This is a genomic window from Mycobacterium sp. OTB74 (assembly GCF_029892685.1).
In the GTDB taxonomy this organism is placed as follows: Bacteria; Actinomycetota; Actinomycetes; order Mycobacteriales; family Mycobacteriaceae; genus Mycobacterium.
In genome coordinates, this window is record NZ_JARXVD010000001.1 from 162,035 (window position 1) to 180,212 (window position 18,178).

Below are 18,178 nucleotides of genomic sequence, written 5' to 3' on the forward strand. Positions count from 1 at the left end.
CCTTTGAGTTGGTTCACAAAGATTTTCGGTGAACGCGAGGTTCGCAGCGGTATCAGTATCAGCGACCCCGCGGCTATCGGGTTGTTCGGCATTCAGCCGTCCATCGCGGGGGTATCGGTTACCGAGTTCTCAGCCCTCGGGGTGGCGTCGGTGTTCTGCGCGGTGTCGCTGATCGCCGACGCGATCGCGAAGCTGCCACTGTCGGCGGTGAAAACTCAGGGCGGCGTGACGCAGCCAGTCCCATCGTGGCTCGACAGCCCCGGTTTCAACTGCACCAAGTTTGACCTGGTCAAAACGGTTCTGGCGCATCTGCTGCTGTGGGGCAACAGCTACCTGGCCCACGTTTACAACAGTGCCGGCGCGCTGATGGCGCTTCAGCCGATGCACCCGAGTGCCGTCACGGTGACTTGGGACGCCGCCGGTAACCCCACCTACCGGGTTTCTCTGCGGGACGGCACCGTTGCCACGTTCACCGACGCCACGATGAGCCACGTCAAGGGCTTGTCTATGGATGGCCGTCTTGGACTGTCGCCGATGGCCCTGGCCCGCAACAGCGTGTTCGGCACGTCGATCGCTGCTGATCGTTCCGCCTCAAGGCTTTTCGGTCAGGGCGCGCTGATGTCCGCGGTGGTCACCCCGGCTGGTGACGCGGCTATGACACCGGAAGAGGCGCAGGCCGTCCACGATTCGCTGACTGTCTCGATGTCCGGTGAATCCAATGCCGGGAAGATCGCCGTTATCAATTCCAACCTGAACATCAAGCAGTGGAGCTTGAGTAATGAAGACGCGCAGTGGTTGCAGTCCAGAACGTTTCAGGTCGAAGAAGTGGCCCGGTGGTTCCGCATCCCAGCGCACATGATCGGCCTATCTGACAAAACTTCATCTTGGGGTTCGGGCGTTGCTGAGATGAATCAGATGTTCGCCGGTCTGACTTTGTCGCCGTGGACATCGAACATCGAAGACCAACTGTCGGCGCTGCTGCCCCGCGGGCAGGTGGCCCAGTTCGACTACCACGACATGCTGAGCCCCGATCCGGAGGCGCAGGTCGGTCTGCTGATCCAGCAGGTGGACGCGGGTCTGTTGACACCGAATGAGGCCAGGCAGGTTTTGAACCGGACACCGCTGCCCAACGGTGACGTGGCTAAGCCGTCCCTTGTCGCCCCGCCAGCCGTACACAACGAAAAGGGCTGATATGACCGAAAGACGTTTCGCACCACTAGAAACCGAGATCACAGGCAACAAGTTGGGCGGGTATGCGGCGGTGTTCAACACGATTACCGACATCGGCCAGTACCGGGAGCAGTTGCTACCCACGGCGTTCGACAAGGTTCTAGGCCAGCCGCACAACGTTGCCGGTCTGCTCAACCACGACCCGAACATGTTGTTGGCGCGCACCACAAACGGCAGCCTGCGGTTGTCCACCGATAGCACGGGTCTGGCTTTCGAGCTTGACCTACCGGACACCACGACGGGCCGGGACGTGCGGGAGATGGTTGCTTCTGGCCTGATCACTCAATGCAGTTTCGCGTTCGTCGCCGGTGAGCAGTCGTGGACAGAAAACCGCACCCTGCGCACCCACAGCAGTCTGGCCAACGTCACTGACGTTTCTGTCGTCACCAACCCCGCATACCCAACCACGTCAGTGTCAGTGCGTTCAGCAACCGATGTGGACCTCACCACCCAAATCATCCGTGCGCGTGCACGGGCCAACCGAAAGGTTAAGTAATTGAAGAGCATTGAGCAGATTGTTGCCGAGCAGCGGGCCATCGTGGAGCTGTCCGAAACCGAGGACCGCAACCTCACTGATGACGAGGTCGCCCGGTACGAGAAGCTGGAAGGCAAGCTGAAACTTGCCCAAAAAACCGACGAAATCGTCAAGCGCCAGAAGGCCTATGAGGCTCCCAGCGCGTCGCTGGCCGCTGTGGTGAACGTCGCCGCACCGAAGGCTGACGACACCGAGGCACGGGCGTTTGACGCTTATCTGCGCACCGGGCAGGAAAACCAGGACCTCACCGAGTTGCGTTCGCAGGTGGTCGGCACCAATAGTGCCGGTGGCTACACGGTCCCTACTGAGTGGCTGCCGAAGATCACCGAGCGGCTCAAGGCGTTCGGCGGGCTGGCCAACCAGGCCGAAATCATCAACACGGCCAACGGCGACCCGCTGCGTTGGCCGTACAACGACGACACCGGCAACACTGGTGGCATCGCCGCCGAGGCCGGTAACTCCGGTTCGGGCGCTGACATGGTGTTCGGTATCAACACCCTTGGTGCGTACTCCTATGACGCTCTCGGTGCCAGTGGTAACCCATTGACCGTCTCGCGGGAACTGTTGGCGGACAGCGCCTATGACATCGAATCGTTCGTCATCCGTAAGCTGACTCAGCGTATCGCCCGCAAGCAGGCTGCCGATTACGTCAACGGCACTGGTGGTGGCACCGCACCCACCGGTATCTCAACGTCAACGAACACGCACACGTTCTCGACCACATCGGGTACGCAGGCCATCGCCTACGCGGATTTGGTGGCGGCGGTGCACGCGGTGGACCCGGCGTACCGTGACGGCGCGGTGTGGACGTTCAACGACTACACCATGGCGCAGATTGAGACCCTGGTGGATGGTCAGGGCCGACCGCTGCTGAACATGATGACCGACGGCATCAACGTGGGCCGCAGCAACCAGATGCTACTTGGTTACCCGGTGCAGATCGATCAGGCGTGGGCGAACTGGTCGGACCCGTCGACCCACAAGTTCGGCGCGTTCGGCAACGTCAATGAGGGCTTTGTGATCCGGCAGGTTCAGGACATCAGCTTGTTTGTTGATCCGTATTCGAACAGCGCGAATCGCCTGGTGGCTTACAATATGTGGTCTCGGACCGACTCGGCGATTCAGGACGCAAACGCTTTCGTCATTCTGTCGAATGTGACCCCGTGACTTGGGCTCCTAGTTACGCCCAAACTTCTGATCTGGCAAGCTGGTTGGGGACCGCTGACGCTCCCCAACTGGCCTTGCCGATCGAGGCCGCATCGCGGGCGATCGACAAAGAAACGGGCCGGCAGTTCGGTTTTGATGAACAAATCCGCGAGTACGTGCCCAAGTGGCACCGGGATCGGTGGTATGTGTCCACCGACGACATGTGTTCGGCCCCGACATTGGTGCAAACCATCAGCGAATGGGACGGCTCGGTGCTCAACACGGTGACCAACCTTGTTCTGACACCGAGGAATGCGGCGGCGAATGGCCGCGTGTTCACCGGTTTTCACTATCCGATGGTTCCCGGTGGTGACGGCTGGTACGGCTATGGCTATGGGCCGTTCTGGCCGCGGCATCAGGTCATTCAGGTGACCGCCACGTTCGGCTGGCCAGAGATACCGAACACCATTCAGCAGGCCACCGTAATGCAGGCGGCGCGCTGGTGGAACCGGCAGGACACCGCCGAAGGCACACCGACCCGCCACCGGGTTGATGATGTGGAGTACGGGTTCGCGCCGGGCCAGGGTCTTGATCCCGACGTGCTGGCGATGGTCGCCCCGTACCTGCGTTGGTGGGGCGCGGCGTGAGAGCGGGCAACCAGACCCTGACGTTCGTGGCGGTCACCGAGGGCACCGGCAAGAGCCGCTACAACAAACCGACCACGGTGTCTACGAGTACCGACGTGCCGGGTTGTAGGTTCCGGCCTTTGACCGCCGACGAGAAGATCGACATCGGCGATGTGGTGACCGATCCGTGGAAAGCGACGTGTCCACCTGTGCCGGCTGTCTTAGCGGCGAAGGAGGGCGACCAGGTCGTCTACGGGGGCGTCTCTTACCGGGTGTTCGGTGCGGTGCGGGTGTTCCCGGATCGGGATGGCACGCCGTTCAAGGTCACGGTCCTGGTCAAGGCGATCGAGGGCTGACATGGAACCGCCCCCGACAATGGCGTCGGGGGCGGTTCAGTGGTTGTCGTGCTGGTCCTCAAGCTGTCCACCATGCAGAGCCCACCACACAAACCAGGCGACACTGCTCACGCCCACGACGATGCCCGGCGTGTAGTCGTGGGTCACCCGGTGGGACAGGTAGACGACGATGGCCAGCCACGCGGCAGCGAACACGGTGGAGAGCAAGACTGCCCTGATGAGGTGGATGTGGGGTATCGCCCGGAGCATGCGGAGGAATTTCTCATGCCATGGGTTTTCGGTCAATGGTGTGCCTTTCGTGGGTGGTTGCGAGCGGAAACCCTACGGGTTGCCCTGGCTTGATCCCCTCCCCAAACAACCCACGAACCATCCGCCCGATATCGCGTCTCGGCCCACGACTTGAAGACCGACCGTTTTTCGGTCAGTCTGATCTATGGGCACCCGTCGTAGGTCGCGAAGCTGGCGGCGGGTGGCCCCCGGCGCAGACGGGGGACTGGGCTACTGCGCTCCGGTCGGTTAACGTCGGACTCGGCTGATAGCGACGGTGGGCTCGGCTGTCACGCTTGGCGCAGTGTAGGCAGCTGGTTACCCCTGGCAGGACCAGTGGGCCGATCAGGCCGGTGCCGTCCCGGATGCGTACCGGTAGGTGGGGTACGTTGGCGGCCTGGAGTTCGCGAACCAGGCGGGGATCGGCCACCAGAGTGTCTGCCAGCACCACCAGGTCGGCCGCCGCTCGAGTGGCGGCCACGTGGCGCAGCCGGCTGGTGCGCACCCGGTTGCCCGAACAACTCAAGGCACTGGCCAGCAGGTCGGACAACGGCCCACTGCCGTGGACACGCACCACCGCCGCGCGGGCATCTTTGTGTGCGGTGGCGCGGTGCAAGAGGCCGGCGGCCGCCAGGGCAGAGATCAGGTCGGTCAGCGCGTCGAGATCGGTCAGGCCGGCGCTGACGGCACGCGTCTCCAAGTCATCAGCAGCGATGCCGGATTGCATGGCGCGCAGCAGCTCGGTGAGCGCGTCGATCGACATATCGGCCGGCGGCCGCACCACGACGGCCCGTCGCGGGTCCCAACCGATCTGGACGGTGTCGTCTGGTCTCCGCAGCACCGGCATCGCCGGATTCAAGGTGTGCCGCGCTGCTACGGGTTCCATGGCCCAACTGTGCCAAGGGCGTGGTGATTCGGCGAATCAGTTATCCACAGGCGTGGGCTACTGGTCCTCGGGTCCTCGGTTCAGGTCTTTCTCCAGGTCGGCCAGGGCTTGGTCGATCCCGGAGGTGTCACCGCCGAGCGCCCGGTCGATGAACCCCGCGGGCTCGTCGAGGTCGGACGCGCCGGGCAGCAGGTCGGGGTGCTGCCAGACGGCATCGCGTCGGTCGTTGCCGACGGCCTCGGTCAGCTTCTCCCATAGCGCCGCGGCCTCCCGCATCTTGCGTGGACGCAGTTCCAGGCCCACCAGCGTGGCGAAGGTCTGCTCGGCTGGCCCGCCGGTGGCGCGGCGCCGGCGCAAGGTTTCGCTCAGGGCCGAGGTGCCCGGCAGCCGGTCACCTAGGGCAGCGGTGACAACGGTCTGCACCCAGCCTTCGATCAGCGCCAGCAGAGTCTCCAGGCGTTCCAGCGCGGCGGTCTGCTCGGGCGTGGCCTTGGGCTCGAACATGCCCTGGCTCATCAGCTTCTCCATGGCGGCCGGGTCGCCCAGTGCGGTCGGATCCAGACCTTGGGCGAGTTCCTCGAACCCGCTCATGTCGACCTTGATGCCCTTGGCGAACGCCTCGACGGCGCTGAGCAGCTGGCTGGACAGCCAGGGCACGTGGCTGAACAGGCGGTGGTGGGCTGCCTCGCGGGCCGCCAGGAAGGTCAGGACCTCACTGCGCGGCTGTTCCAGGCCTTCTCCGAAGGCGTCGACGGCCGTGGGCATCAGCGCGGCCACTCCGGCCGGGCCCAGGGGCAACCCAATGTCGGTGGAGGTCAGCACTTCCTTGGACAACGTGCCCAACGCCTGGCCCAGCTGCGAGCCGAACGCCATGCCGCCCATCTGCGACATCATGGCCATCAGCGGCCCGGCCATGGACTTGGCTTCCTCGGGCAGCGCCGACACCCACATGTTGGACAGCTGCTCGGCCACCGGATCACACAGGCGCTTCCAGGTGCCAAGCGTGTTGTCCAGCCAGTCGCCAGGTGTCCACGCGACAGCACGTGTGGTGCCGGCCGGCAGGGGGGTCACCCCGTCGAGCCAGGTGTCGGCCAGCCGCACTGCGTCGGAGATCGCCGTATGGGTCTGTTCGGGAATCGGTGCGACAAACCCGATCGAGTCGGACGCCAGCTTGCGGGCCAAGTCGTAGTTGACCGGTCCGGCCTGCGGGTTCGCCATGGAGGCGCCGGCGCCGCTGAACATCTCGCCGAGCTTGGTGAAAATCTGGCCCAGGTCGGCCATGCCGAACTCGCCGCCACCCGCGCCGAACCCGAACGGGTCCGAAGCACCGCCGGAAGGGCCTTGACCAGGCTTCTTCTCGGATTTGTCGCGGTCGGGGTCTTCTCCAGCGGAGAAGCCAAAGGGCAGGTCAGCCATACAGTCAACGGTACTGCCCGAACCGACTAGAGGTGACTTCGCGGGTCACGCTGACAGCGAACCGGCGGTAGAGCCTTAATGTGGGCGACGTGAACAGGCGGATTTTGACGCTGCTGGTGGCGCTGGTGCCCATCGTGGCATTCGGTGTGCTCGTCTCAGCAGTGACGGTGCCATTCGTATCGCTGGGGCCGGGTCCGACCTTCAACACGCTCGGTGAGGTCGACGGCAAGAAGGTTGTCGAGATCAAGGGCGACGTCGTGGTCCATCCGACGTCAGGCAACCTGAACATGACCACGGTGTCCCAGAGCGACGGCCTGACCATGGGCCAGGCGCTGGCGCTGTGGATGTCGGGGCGCGAGCAACTGGTGCCGCGCGAGCTGGTGTATCCGCCGGACAAGTCCAAGGACGAGGTGGACCAGGCCAACAACACCGACTTCAAGAACTCCGAAGACGACGCCGAGTTCGCCGCCCTGTCGTTTCTGAAGTACCCGAAGGCGGTGACCGTCGCCGCGGTCAGCGATCCGGGTCCGTCGGTCGGCAAATTGCAGGCCGGCGATGCCATCGACATGGTCAACGGCATCCCGGTGGCCAACGTCGAGGAGTTCACCGCGGTGTTGAAGAAGACCAAGCCGGGGGACCAGTTGGTGATCGACTACCGGCGCAAGAATGCGCCGATCGGCACCGTCACGATCACGCTGGGCGCCAACAAGGACCGCGACTACGGATACCTGGGGACTTCGGTGCTCAACGCGCCCTGGGCCCCGTTCGCCATCGACTTCCATCTGGCCAACATCGGCGGTCCGTCGGCCGGGCTGATGTTCAGTCTGGCCGTGGTGGACAAGCTCACGGACGGGAACCTCAACGGCGGCAAGTTCGTTGCGGGTACTGGAACCATTTCCGACGACGGCAAGGTCGGCCCGATCGGCGGCATCACGCACAAGATGTACGCCGCCCGGGAGGCCGGCGCGACGGTGTTCATGGTGCCTGCCGGTAACTGCGCCGAGGCGTCATCGGCCCGTTTGGACGGCCTGCAGTTGGTGAAGGTCGACACCCTCGGTGGCGCCGTCGATGCATTGCACGCGGTTTCCGCTGGTGGCGAACCTCCCCACTGCTGACTTGCTGTCGATGCTGCACTTGACGCTCTTTGCGTAGAGTTTGTGGCGCACGCTGGGATACCAACTACAGACGGAGCTGACGAGTGGGTATGCGACCCGCGGCAAGGATGCCGAAGCTGACACGACGTAGCCGGATCCTGATCGGGTTCGCGCTGTTGTTCGTGGGCCTGTTGCTGATCGGGCCGCGCCTGGTCGACGCGTACGTCGACTGGCTGTGGTTCGGCGAGCTCGGTTATCGCTCGGTGTTCAGCACCGTGTTGGTGACCCGGCTGGTGGTGTTCCTGGTGGCTGGGGTGTTCATCGGCGCGGTGGTGTTCGGGGCAATGGCACTTGCGTACCGGTCTCGGCCGGTGTTCGTGCCGTCGTCGGGGCCCAATGACCCCGTGGTCCGCTACCGCACCGCGGTGCTGTCCCGACTCAGGCTGTTCGCTATCGCAATTCCCGGGTTCATCGGGTTGCTGGCCGGTTTCGTTGCGCAGACCTACTGGGTGCGGGTGCAGTTGTTCCTGCACGGCGGCTCGTTCGGGGTCGCCGATCCGGAATTCGGCAAGGACCTGGGTTTTTATGCGTTCGACCTGCCGTTCTACCGGCTGATTCTGGGCTATCTGTTCGTTGCGGTCTTCCTGGCGTTGGTCGGAAATCTGTTGGGTCACTATGTGTTCGGTGGCATCAGGCTGTCCGGTCGCCAGGGTGCGCTAAGTCGGGCGGCCCGTATTCAGCTGGTGACGCTGGTGGGAATCCTGGTCGTGCTCAAGGCGGTTGCCTACTGGTTCGATCGCTACGAGCTGCTGAGCCACACCCGCGGGGGCAAGCCGTTCACCGGTGCCGGGTACACCGACATCAACGCGGTGCTGCCGGCCAAGCTGATCCTGCTGGCCATCGCGGTGATCTGTGCGGTGGCGGTGTTCTCTGCATTGATCTTGCGGGACTTGAGGATTCCGGCGATCGGCGTGGTGCTCCTGCTGCTCAGTTCCATGATCGTGGGTGCCGGCTGGCCCATGCTGGTCGAACAGTTCAGCGTCAAACCTAATGCGGCGCAGAAGGAAAGCGAGTACATCGGCCGAAGCATCACGGCCACCCGCGACGCATACGGGCTGACCGATGACGTGGTGACCTACCGCGACTACAGCGGCAATGCACCGGCCACAGCCGAGCAGGTGGCCGCCGACCGGGCGACGACATCGAACATCCGGTTGCTTGATCCGACCATCGTCGGCCCGGCATTCACCCAGTTCCAGCAGGGCAAGAACTTCTACAACTTCCCCGATCAGCTGTCCATCGACCGCTATGTCGGGCCGGACGGCCAGCTGCGTGACTACGTGGTGGCTGCCCGCGAATTGAACCCGGACCGGCTGATCGACAACCAGCGCGACTGGATCAACCGGCACTCCGTGTACACGCACGGCAACGGTTTCATCGCCTCGCCGGCCAATACGGTCCGCGGAATCGCCAACGATCCCAACCAGAACGGCGGATATCCGGAGTTCCTGGCCAGTGTGGTGGGTCCCAACGGCGCGCCTGTGTCGCCGGGGCCGGCTCCATTGGATGAACCTCGGGTGTACTTCGGTCCGGTGATCGCCAGTGCGAGTTCCGATTACGCGATTGTCGGCAAGAACGGCAATGACCGCGAGTACGACACCGAGACCAAGAACTACACGTATGACGGCGCTGGTGGTGTGCCGCTGGGTAACTGGTTCGCCAGGTCGGTATTCGCAGCCAAGTTCGCCGAGCGAAACTTCCTGTTCTCCAACGTAATCGGAGCCGACAGCAAGATCCTGTTCAACCGTGACCCGGCGCAGCGGGTCGAGGCGGTGGCGCCGTGGCTGACCACCGATTCGTCGGTGTACCCGGCCATCGTCAACAAGCGGATGGTGTGGATTGTCGACGGTTACACCACGCTGGACAACTACCCGTATTCGGAGCTGACGTCGCTGTCGAGTGCGACCGCGGACTCCAATGAGGTTGCGGTGAACCGGCTTCTGCCGGATAAGCAGGTGTCCTACATCCGTAACTCGGTGAAAGCGACCGTCGATGCCTATGACGGCACGGTGACGCTGTACGAGCAGGACGAGCATGATCCGGTGCTGCAGGCCTGGATGCAGGTGTTCCCGGGGACTGTGAAACCGAAGTCCGAAATTTCCAAGGAACTTGCCGACCACCTGAGGTACCCCGAAGACCTGTTCAAGGTACAGCGCATGCTGCTGGCCAAGTACCACGTCAACGATCCGGTGACCTTCTTCTCGACGTCGGATTTCTGGGACGTGCCGCTGGATCCCAACCCGACGGCCAGCAGTTACCAGCCTCCTTACTACATAGTCGCCAAAGATCTTGCTACCGGCGCTGATTCGCCGTCCTTCCAGCTGACCAGTGCGATGAACCGATTCCGGCGCGACTTCCTGGCCGCATACATCAGCGCAAGTTCAGACCCGGCGACCTATGGGAAGATCACGGTGCTGACCATTCCGGGTCAGGTGAACGGGCCGAAGCTGGCCAACAACGCGATCACCACTGATACCGCTGTCAGCCAGGACCTCGGCGTCATCGGACGGGACAACCAGAACCGGATCCGGTGGGGCAATCTGCTGACTTTGCCGGTGGCGCAAGGTGGTCTGCTGTACGTGGAGCCCGTCTATGCCTCCCCGGGAACCAGCGATGCGGCGTCGTCGTACCCGCGGCTCATCCGGGTGGCCATGATGTACAACGACAAAGTCGGTTACGGGCCGACAGTGCGTGATGCCTTGAACGGCATCTTCGGAGCGGGTGCGGGTGCTACCGCGACGGGTCCGGCGCCGGCCGACCTGCCGGCCAGCCCGCCGCCCGCGGCGGCGCCGGGTGCGGCACCACCCGCGGCAGGGACGCCCGCGCCACCGCCGCCGGCCGCCATTGTGCCCCCAGGCCCTCAGGCAGCGTTGTCGGCGGCGAAAGCGGCTGCGCTACAAGACGTCAACTCTGCGATGGAGGCGGTGCGCCTGGCCCAGCAGAGCGGCAACTTCGCGCAATATGGCGAGGCGTTGCAGAAGCTCGACGACGCGATGAACAAGTTCCGCGACGCCAAGTAGGAAGCCGGCTCGCCTTCTTTCGCGAACAAGCACAAATGTCCCCGATGCCCTGCGCGTCGGGGACATTTGTGCTTTCCCGCAAGCTGAGGTGCGCCCAGCTCGCAGTAGTGAGAATTGGGTCACATTTGCGTCCGTTCTGGGGACCAGAGTTCAGCCTGCTTACGTGCTAGAAACCCCTGCTGAGCACTCGATTTGGCGCATCTGGAAGCGTTGGGTAACGTTGTATTCACCAACGCGGGGTGGAGCAGCTCGGTAGCTCGCTGGGCTCATAACCCAGAGGTCGCAGGTTCGAATCCTGTCCCCGCTACCAAAGGTAGATGAACTGAATACAGGGATCTATCACGGAAACCCCCTCCGAGAGGAATCGGAGGGGGTTTCTTCTTTTCTGTCCTTGTGTACGGATTTGTGTACGGAATTTTTCTGAAGTCGGCGATTTTCGGGCGATGGAAGCCGGACGCTTTCAGCATTGGCGCTGGTGTCAAGCTCGTGGATGGCGGCGTTGGTGATGGTGTTGGCGGAGTCACCGCCCGGCCCTTCGGTGACGGTGCGACTGACGCAGTGTGCGACCAGAATGTCGCCCAGTTCGCCGGCATCTGCGATGGCTTTGAGTTCCACATAGGACGGGTCGAAGCGGCGCATGAGGCCCAGCCCGATCAGATGCTGCCCAGCGTGCCGCTCAGCCTGGACGACGGCGGCGGCGTCTGCGGCGGTAAGGGCCAGAGGCTTTTCGCAAAGGATGGGCTTTCCGGCGGCGATGGCGGCCAGGGCGAGTTCGGCATGGGGTAGGTGATCCCGATCCGGGCGCGAATGGTGTCCATGACTCGCAAAGTCGAGAGGATGGCCTCGCCCCGGAGACTCCTCCGGGGGCCATTTTCATGCTCGATGGGAACACTTCAGAACATCGGTACGCGGCGGCAGCCGCCATGTCGTAGGCGAGGGTATGCCCATGATTGACCGCAAGCTCAACCCAGGCACCCTCGGAAACGCTGACCCGGACATCAGACTCTGAAAAGTGCTTCTCGAAAAGGACTTTCACCCGGAACAGCACCGCTGCGCAGCACTTTCGGATGATCGTGGCCAACTACCAACGCATCACCGCTACCAGCCACCAGCGTCGTGACCGCGAGCGCAACCGCCGTGCTCACCGTGGATACGGTCTCGAACTTTAGTTTGCCCACCGGGCATTTCATCACCCGACCAGCAACCCTGAACGTCGTGGCCACGGATACCCCGCCAAACCTCAGGACTACGCGGGCTTGCGGGCCGAATTATCCGCGCTGGCCGATGGGACCGGCTCGTCGCCCTCTGCCCGGGCCGCGCCCGCGGCGAGGTGCTTCAGCAGCTCGGCCTGGATCAGCCGGCGCCCGGGTGCAAGTCGGTGCGAGAGCCCGTTCAGCAGGATCAGCGTGCGCCCGACGAGCGCGAAGTCCTCCGGGATCTTGCGCAAGCTCGTCTCGCCCAGGACCTCGAAGAACCCAGCCTCGGTGTCGCTGTCGCCGACCGTCATCAGCATCAGCGAGCGCAGGTTCTCGGGTTTCATCGAGGCGACGTCGAAGCCGAGCTGCTCAGCCGCGGCGAACGCGGCTCGCGAGTCGCCGATCATCGACGAGACCATCATTGTCGCGACGAGCCGCGCGAAGCCGGGCGGCAGCTCCTTGGCCAAGCCGAAGTCGAGGAGGCCGATCCGGCCGTCGGGCAGGATCAGCAGGTTCCCGGGGTGTGGATCGCCGTGGAAGAAGCCCTGCTCGAAGATCATCGTGCCGTAGAGCGCGCCGATCTTGCGCGCGATCTCCGCGAGCTTGTGGCCTGCCGCGACAAGCTCCTTCGTGCGCGCGACCTGGATGCCCTCCAGGTACTCGAGCACGATCACGTTGTCGCCGCACAGCTCCGGATGGACGCGCGGAACGACCACGAAGGGGACGTCGGTGAGGTTCTTCGCGAGTCGCTCGGTCGAGCGCGCCTCGCGCGGGAAGTCGAGCTCGAGCTCGATGAAGCGCGTCACCTCGATGACGAGCGCTCGCAAATCGATGCGTCGCTGCACGAGCATGACGATCCCGACGACGCGGCGCAGCATGCCGAGGTCGAGCGGGATGATCCTCGGGATCTCGGGATAGCGGATCTTCAGGACGACCTGGCTGCCGTCGCGCAGCGTCGCGCGGTGCACCTGCGCCAACGAAGCGGCGGCGAGGGCCCGGTGGTCGATCGTCGCGAAGACCTCGTCGAGCGGGCGGCCGAGGTCGCGCTCGACGAGCGGCCGCAGCGTCTCGAAGGGCCGCGGCGGCACCGCGTCATGGAACTGGCTCAGCTCCTCGACGAAGGGCGCCGGGAAGAAGTCGGCCCGTGCGCCCAGGATCTGGGCGGCCTTCGTGAATGCGCCGGCTAGCGAGAGCGCGACGCCCTTGATCTCGCGGGCCGCCGCGCGGTGCGCGCGCTGCCAGTCGGCGTCAGCCGTCGACCAGCGAGCGGTGCGATCGCGCGCCAAGAGCAGCAGGTAGCGGGGCAGGACGCGCACGACCGCGAGCGCCACCCGCAGGACTCGGACGACTCGAAAGTGACGGATCACGAAGCGGCCGCGCGTCTTTGCTATCGAATTCGAGATAGGGGGTGTCCTTTGTGATCCCGGCCTCGCGGGCGATCTTCTCGACCGAGGTCTGGGCGAAGCTCCGCTGGGCCCAGAGCTTCAGGGCGACGTGCGGTCGGGTTGGACTGGCGGGCCTCGGAGAACGCGTCGCGCGTGATTGAGGCAATCGTTGGCACGATGCTATTGTGGCCGGTCAGTCGGTCATTCTCAACACTGCGCTCGCCTGGAGGATCCCGCCATGACGTCTCTTGCCCGGCAGCGCTCCGCGCCCTCCCGCGACCGGTCGTCACCCCAATCTTCTTCTGACGGCTCCGGTGAATTCGATCTGTTCCTGCCGCTGCGCAGCGCCGGCTCGCTCGAGAACCCCTACCCGATTTACTCCGTGATCCGCACCGTGCGGCCCGTGCTCGAGGTGCCGGTCCCGAACTACAGCGGCCCCGGCATGTGGATGCTCACGCGCTACCGCGACGTCCACTCGGTGTTGCGCGACCCGCGCTTCTCGGTCGAGCGCATCCGCGCGCCGCTCATGCGCGACAATCTCGACCGCATGCCGGAGTTCTTGCGCCAGAGCGCAACTGGCATGCGCTCGATGCTGACAATGGACCCGCCTGACCACACGCGCGTCCGCAAGCTCGTCAACAAGGCCTTCACGCCCAAGCGCATTGCCGCGCTGCGCGGCCACATCGAGGCGATCGTCCGCGAGCTAGCCGACGAGGCGCAGGCCAAGGGCACCTTCGACCTGATCCACGACGTCGCCGAGCCGCTCCCGGCGATCGTGATCGCTGAGCTGCTCGGCGTCCCGGTCGAGGACCACCGTCAGTTCCGGCAGTGGTCGAGCACGATGCTCAACGGGTTCGGGTCGGCGAGCGCGGAGGGGCGCGCGACCGGCGCCGAGGCCGCGAGCCAGATCTTCGACTACCTCGCCGACATCATCGCTGCCCGCCGCCGCGCCCCGCGCGAGGACCTGATCAGCGCGATGATCGCGGCCCAGGAGGAGCGCGACGCGCTCACCGACGCAGAGCTGCTCGCGACCGGCAACCTGCTGCTGCTCGCCGGCCATGAGACGACGACGAACCTGATCGGCAACGGCACGCTCGCCCTGTTGCGCGAGCCCGATCAGTGGAAGCGGCTCTGCAGCGAGCGCGCGCTGCTCCCGTCCGCGGTCGAAGAGCTGCTGCGCTACGACGGGCCCGTGCAGGCGTCGGTGCGCGTCGCGCTTGAAGACGTCGCGATCGACGACCAGGTGATCCCGGAGGGCTCGCTCGTGTTGGTGAGCATCGGCGCGGCGAACCACGACCCCGACACGTTCGAGGACCCCGACCAGCTCGACCTGGCGCGTGACCCGAACCCGCACCTCGCGTTCGGGTTCGGCACGCACTTCTGCCTCGGGGCGCCCCTCGCGCGGCTCGAGGCGCAGCTCGCGTTCGACGCGCTGACGAAGCAGTTCCCGGGACTCTCGCTCATGGAGGACCGGCCGGTGTACCGGGCGAATCCGGTGCTGCGCGGGCTCACGAGCCTGGAGGTGGCGGTGTAGGCGCGACCATATCGCTTTGAACGGGGTTTTCTAACTGTGAATGTCGCAGTGGCGCGTCGCTGCGCTGCGTTCCCCGCAGCCTGACCACTGCCGAGTGGATCGCGAGTCGCTGTCTGTCGACACGCCGGCGTTCTCGCCGTGGACCTGCATCAATTGCGTTGCAGGGAGCCATGACTCGTCGCTGAACCTGAACGGGGTGACGACGCTCAACATGGCCGGACAACGAGGTCCGTACGACCGTCACCGTCACCTCCTCGTCGTCGTTGACGATCGACTGGGAGAAGTTCAACTAGACGGCTTGTTCTTCCAGAGCTGGTTGGTCGACCGGCCCGAAGCCACCAACCAGATTCGCGTAGCGCATTACTCATGTCCGCCATGCCGGTTCGTCCCATACTGGCGTCATCAGGTAGGCACCGAACCCGCAGGGGGGAACGTCGTGAGCACGATTGACCGGGAAATCACCGGCTCGGCCTTCGCCGCTGGGGACAGGCATGCCTGACTCCGACCCGGCACCGGCCGAGCCACCCAGTCAGGGCGGCGGGGCGTCCACCGCGACGGATCAAACAGCGGCCGACGGTGGCGGCCCAACCGAGCATGCACGGAACCGGCGTCCACCCCGCTCGAACGAGTTCTGGTTGGCGGTCGCCGGCATTGCAGCCACGGTGGTGGTGGGTGTGACTTCGAGCGTATTGGCCTACCGCACGTCGGGCCATCAGATCAGGGCTGAAACGGACCGTGCTGCAGGTCAATTCACGAGGGACCAGCGGGTGGCTGCCTATCTCGATTTCCTCAAGACGGGCGATGACCTCACCGAGAACGAGTTTGAGTTCGTCCACCAGATGGATCGGGCCGCCGGCATCGACGTCGACGGCATGGTGACGAAAAGCGGCGCTTACCACGACCAGGTCGACAAATACCGGGAAGCGTCAGTGAAAGTCCAACTTGTCGGCACTGCAGACGTCGACAATGTGCGGGGCCGGATGGTGGACGCACACAACGCGATCATGAACCAGATCCAGCCGCTGGGCCTCGACGTCGTCAAGGCCGGCGATACCCGCGCTTACGCCGGAAAGGTTAAAGAAGCGCTGGACGCGGTCGCCAAGGTGCAGCAAGATGACAGCGGTCTACGCCAGCAGTTCATCGCTGCGGCCAAGAAGGACCTAGGGCTCGTCGGCTAGAGAACTTCTGCGCGACTGCCGTCGGCGTCGTCCGTCTCGCCGAGGCTGGCGGGACACGACGAATCTCCAGCTAAAAGCGACCCGCCGACACCTGCTATTGACGACATAGTTAAAATCGTGGCGTACATCACTTTCAATGACTTTCCGTGAACGGGCTCACACCGCTGCTGGTAGAACGCTTGTACTCGGTAACCACTGGTAAAACGCATGACACACACGTCTGGACATTTGCTGGGGGAGGTCTAACGGCGCTCGAGGAGGTACTTGCCATTGACTGCAGGTGTCCATGACGCGGCAGCGACTGAGCTAGCAACAGACGAAGAAAGCAACGGTTTTACCTGCGTTGATGACGTCATAGGCGTTACCGGCGAGGCAACCACCGAGGACAGCGTCGCCGACGCCGTCACAACCACGGCCGTTGAAGACGAAGACGTCGACGAGCTCTTCGGCGAAGACGAGCAAGACTCCGAGCCCGCGGCGGCGGCGCCCGAGGCGCCGGAAGAACTCCCGGTTGCCGCTGAGCCGTCGGCCGGCCGCCAGGTCATCACGAGGCTGGGCGAACCGGTCCTGCGCGGCCTCCACAAACTCGATACCTCGTTGCAGACGCTCGGCCGACTCTTCGACCTGGCCGCTCGGGCCTTCGCCTACCTGATCACCGACTTGATCCGGCTGCGCCACCCCTGGCGGGACACCATCAATCAAGCCTGGTTCATCGTCAGCGTCACGGCGATTCCCGCATTGCTGGTGTCCATCCCGTTCGGGGTCATCGTGGCGGTGCAGGTGGGCAACTTCATCCAGCAGGTCGGCGCCTCGTCCGTCTCCGGTGCAGCCGGTGGCCTCGGGGTGATCCGACAGGGCGCGCCGATGGTGGCCGCCTTGCTGTTGGGCGGTGCAGCGGGTTCCGCGGTATCCACTGATCTCGGTGCCCGCACCATCCGCGAAGAGGTCGATGCCCTGCGCGTCATGGGCATCGACCCGATTCAGCGGCTGGTCACCCCTCGACTGGCTGCCATCGTGTTCGTCGCGCCGGTGCTGTGCGCCTTCATCATCTTCATGGGGCTGGCGGCGGGCTATGCCATCAATGTCGGCTTCCAGTCCGGCACCCCGGGTAGCTATATCGCGTCGTTCGCGTCCTTCGCCAGTGTCAGCGACGTCGTCGTGGCCGTCATCAAGACCTGGCTTTTCGGTGTGGTCGTGATCCTGGTGGCCTGCCAGCGCGGTCTGGAGGCCAAGGGCGGGGCGCGCGGTGTCGCCGACGCGGTCAACGCCTCCGTCGTGATCGGCGTGGTCGCGGTGTTCGTTCTCAATCTGATCATCACGCAAGGTGTATCGATGTCCATGCCGCTGAGGATGGGCTGATGGCGACTCCGTCCCGACACATCCCCACAGCCCTGCTGGCCCCGCATTGGGTCGCCGACCGTGGTGACTCGCTGGTCCAGCGGCTCGGCCACCAGCTGACCTTCCTGTTCCAGGTGCTAGGCGCCATTCCGCAGACGCTGAAGTATTACCGGCACCAAACCGGGGTGCTGCTGGTCGACATGATCTGGGGCAACGGGTCGCTCATCGTCGGCGGCGGGACCATCGGCGTGCTGGTGTTCATGGGCGCGGCGGTCGGTGGCTCGGTGGGAATCGAAGGGTATGGCGCGCTCGACATGGTCGGTATGGGCCCGCTCACCGGTTTCGTCTCGGCGTATGCAAACACCCGCGAGATGGCGCCGATGATCGCGGGAATCGGCTTCGCAGCCCAGGCCGGGTGCCGCATGACAGCCGAGATCGGCGCCATGCGGATCTCCGAGGAGATCGACGCACTGGAAGCCCTTGGCATCCAATCGATCCCGTTCGTGGTCACCACCCGGGTGATCGCCGGGATGATCACCATCGTCCCGCTGTACGTGGTGACTCTGGGGCTGAGCTATGTGTCGTGCGCGATGGTGGTCAACGTGATGCACGGGCAGTCATCGGGCACCTACTACCACTACTTCGACTCGTTCATCCAGCCTTCCGACGTGGTGTTCTCAGTACTCAAAGCGGCCATCTTCGTGACGGTGATCATCGCGATCCATTGCTATCAAGGCTATTTCGCCAGCGGTGGTCCCGAAGGAGTCGGGCGGGCCTCGGGTCGGGCCATCCGCGCCAGCATCGTCACCGTGGTCGCCGCCGACATGGTGCTGACGCTGTTGTTCTGGGGTAACAGTCCTGGCATCCGGATCTCGGGGTAGAACAATGCCGATCTTTCCAGACCAGGGAGC

General features: G+C 64.4%; 18 protein-coding genes and 1 tRNA gene. 13 read left to right on the forward strand and 6 right to left on the reverse strand.

The genetic code is table 11. The features are described 5' to 3' along the window. The first annotated feature begins 3 nt into the window (after window positions 1-3). From M2432_RS00790 to M2432_RS00810, 5 genes are read left to right on the forward strand one after another with little or no spacing between them, the layout of a single operon-like run. Window positions 4-1,191, forward strand: coding sequence for a phage portal protein (locus M2432_RS00790; protein WP_280824830.1), 1,188 nt, complete (start codon window positions 4-6; stop codon window positions 1,189-1,191). A 1-nt stretch (window position 1,192) separates the two neighbouring features. Then, window positions 1,193-1,726 (forward strand): HK97 family phage prohead protease, encoded by a 534-nt coding sequence (locus M2432_RS00795; protein ID WP_280824831.1) that lies wholly within the window; start codon window positions 1,193-1,195, stop codon window positions 1,724-1,726. Then, window positions 1,727-2,932 carry a phage major capsid protein gene (locus M2432_RS00800; RefSeq protein ID WP_280824832.1) on the forward strand — a complete coding sequence of 402 codons (1,206 nt, stop codon included), beginning with the start codon at window positions 1,727-1,729 and terminating at the stop codon, window positions 2,930-2,932. After that, window positions 2,929-3,558, forward strand: a complete 630-nt coding sequence (locus M2432_RS00805) for a hypothetical protein (RefSeq protein WP_280824833.1) — start codon at window positions 2,929-2,931, stop codon at window positions 3,556-3,558. Before M2432_RS00800 ends, M2432_RS00805 begins: the two co-directional genes overlap by 4 nt. Continuing rightward, on the forward strand, window positions 3,555-3,893 hold the full coding sequence (locus M2432_RS00810; RefSeq protein WP_280824834.1) for a hypothetical protein: 339 nt from the start codon (window positions 3,555-3,557) through the stop codon (window positions 3,891-3,893). The genes M2432_RS00805 and M2432_RS00810 overlap by 4 nt, the downstream gene beginning before the upstream one ends. 36 nt (window positions 3,894-3,929) lie before the next feature. Here M2432_RS00810 and M2432_RS00815 read toward each other — a convergent pair whose 3' ends face one another. From M2432_RS00815 to M2432_RS00825, 3 genes are all read right to left on the reverse strand, one after another. Next, the gene (locus M2432_RS00815; protein ID WP_280824835.1) at window positions 3,930-4,178 is read right to left on the reverse strand and encodes a hypothetical protein; all 249 of its coding nucleotides are present in this window, start codon (window positions 4,176-4,178) and stop codon (window positions 3,930-3,932) included. Window positions 4,179-4,314: 136 nt separating this feature from the next. After that, complete coding sequence (locus M2432_RS00820) at window positions 4,315-5,046, reverse strand: cyclodehydratase (RefSeq protein WP_280824836.1); 732 nt, start codon at window positions 5,044-5,046, stop codon at window positions 4,315-4,317. 57 nt (window positions 5,047-5,103) lie between these two features. Next, entirely contained in the window at window positions 5,104-6,462 is a 1,359-nt protein-coding gene (locus M2432_RS00825; protein ID WP_280824837.1) for a zinc-dependent metalloprotease, read from the reverse strand. A gap of 89 nt (window positions 6,463-6,551) precedes the next feature. Here M2432_RS00825 and M2432_RS00830 point away from each other — a divergent pair, with 89 nt between their 5' ends. The 3 genes from M2432_RS00830 to M2432_RS00840 all read left to right on the forward strand — a co-directional run bounded on the left by M2432_RS00830 (window position 6,552) and on the right by M2432_RS00840 (window position 10,946). Next, window positions 6,552-7,577: a PDZ domain-containing protein gene (locus M2432_RS00830; protein ID WP_280824838.1), complete on the forward strand. Its 1,026-nt coding sequence runs from the start codon at window positions 6,552-6,554 to the stop codon at window positions 7,575-7,577. Window positions 7,578-7,660: 83 nt separating this feature from the next. Beyond that, window positions 7,661-10,636: a UPF0182 family protein gene (locus tag M2432_RS00835; RefSeq protein ID WP_280824839.1), complete on the forward strand. Its 2,976-nt coding sequence runs from the start codon at window positions 7,661-7,663 to the stop codon at window positions 10,634-10,636. A gap of 233 nt (window positions 10,637-10,869) precedes the next feature. Beyond that, window positions 10,870-10,946, forward strand: a tRNA-Met gene (locus M2432_RS00840). Between the two features lie 29 nt (window positions 10,947-10,975). On the opposite strand, the gene M2432_RS00845 is transcribed toward M2432_RS00840, so the two are convergent. The 3 genes from M2432_RS00845 to M2432_RS00855 form a co-directional block, all read right to left on the reverse strand. Then, window positions 10,976-11,401, reverse strand: a complete 426-nt coding sequence (locus M2432_RS00845) for a Gfo/Idh/MocA family oxidoreductase (protein ID WP_348536287.1) — start codon at window positions 11,399-11,401, stop codon at window positions 10,976-10,978. A gap of 233 nt (window positions 11,402-11,634) precedes the next feature. Then, window positions 11,635-11,859 carry a hypothetical protein gene (locus M2432_RS00850; protein ID WP_280824840.1) on the reverse strand — a complete coding sequence of 75 codons (225 nt, stop codon included), beginning with the start codon at window positions 11,857-11,859 and terminating at the stop codon, window positions 11,635-11,637. Between the two features lie 23 nt (window positions 11,860-11,882). Then, on the reverse strand, window positions 11,883-13,163 hold the full coding sequence (locus M2432_RS00855; protein ID WP_280824841.1) for an AarF/ABC1/UbiB kinase family protein: 1,281 nt from the start codon (window positions 13,161-13,163) through the stop codon (window positions 11,883-11,885). Window positions 13,164-13,455: 292 nt separating this feature from the next. On the opposite strand from M2432_RS00855, the gene M2432_RS00860 reads away from it, so the two are divergent. The 5 genes from M2432_RS00860 (at window position 13,456) to M2432_RS00880 (ending at window position 18,148) form a co-directional block, all read left to right on the forward strand. Next, window positions 13,456-14,751, forward strand: coding sequence for a cytochrome P450 (locus M2432_RS00860; RefSeq protein ID WP_280824842.1), 1,296 nt, complete (start codon window positions 13,456-13,458; stop codon window positions 14,749-14,751). A 40-nt stretch (window positions 14,752-14,791) separates the two neighbouring features. Continuing rightward, window positions 14,792-15,250, forward strand: coding sequence for a hypothetical protein (locus M2432_RS00865; RefSeq protein WP_280824843.1), 459 nt, complete (start codon window positions 14,792-14,794; stop codon window positions 15,248-15,250). Beyond that, window positions 15,243-15,929, forward strand: a complete 687-nt coding sequence (locus tag M2432_RS00870; protein ID WP_280824844.1) for a hypothetical protein — start codon at window positions 15,243-15,245, stop codon at window positions 15,927-15,929. The genes M2432_RS00865 and M2432_RS00870 overlap by 8 nt, the downstream gene beginning before the upstream one ends. A gap of 543 nt (window positions 15,930-16,472) precedes the next feature. Further along, window positions 16,473-17,288, forward strand: a complete 816-nt coding sequence (locus tag M2432_RS00875; protein ID WP_280825281.1) for an ABC transporter permease — start codon at window positions 16,473-16,475, stop codon at window positions 17,286-17,288. Further along, window positions 17,288-18,148, forward strand: a complete 861-nt coding sequence (locus tag M2432_RS00880; protein WP_280824845.1) for an ABC transporter permease — start codon at window positions 17,288-17,290, stop codon at window positions 18,146-18,148. Before M2432_RS00875 ends, M2432_RS00880 begins: the two co-directional genes overlap by 1 nt. Window positions 18,149-18,178 lie beyond the last annotated feature (30 nt).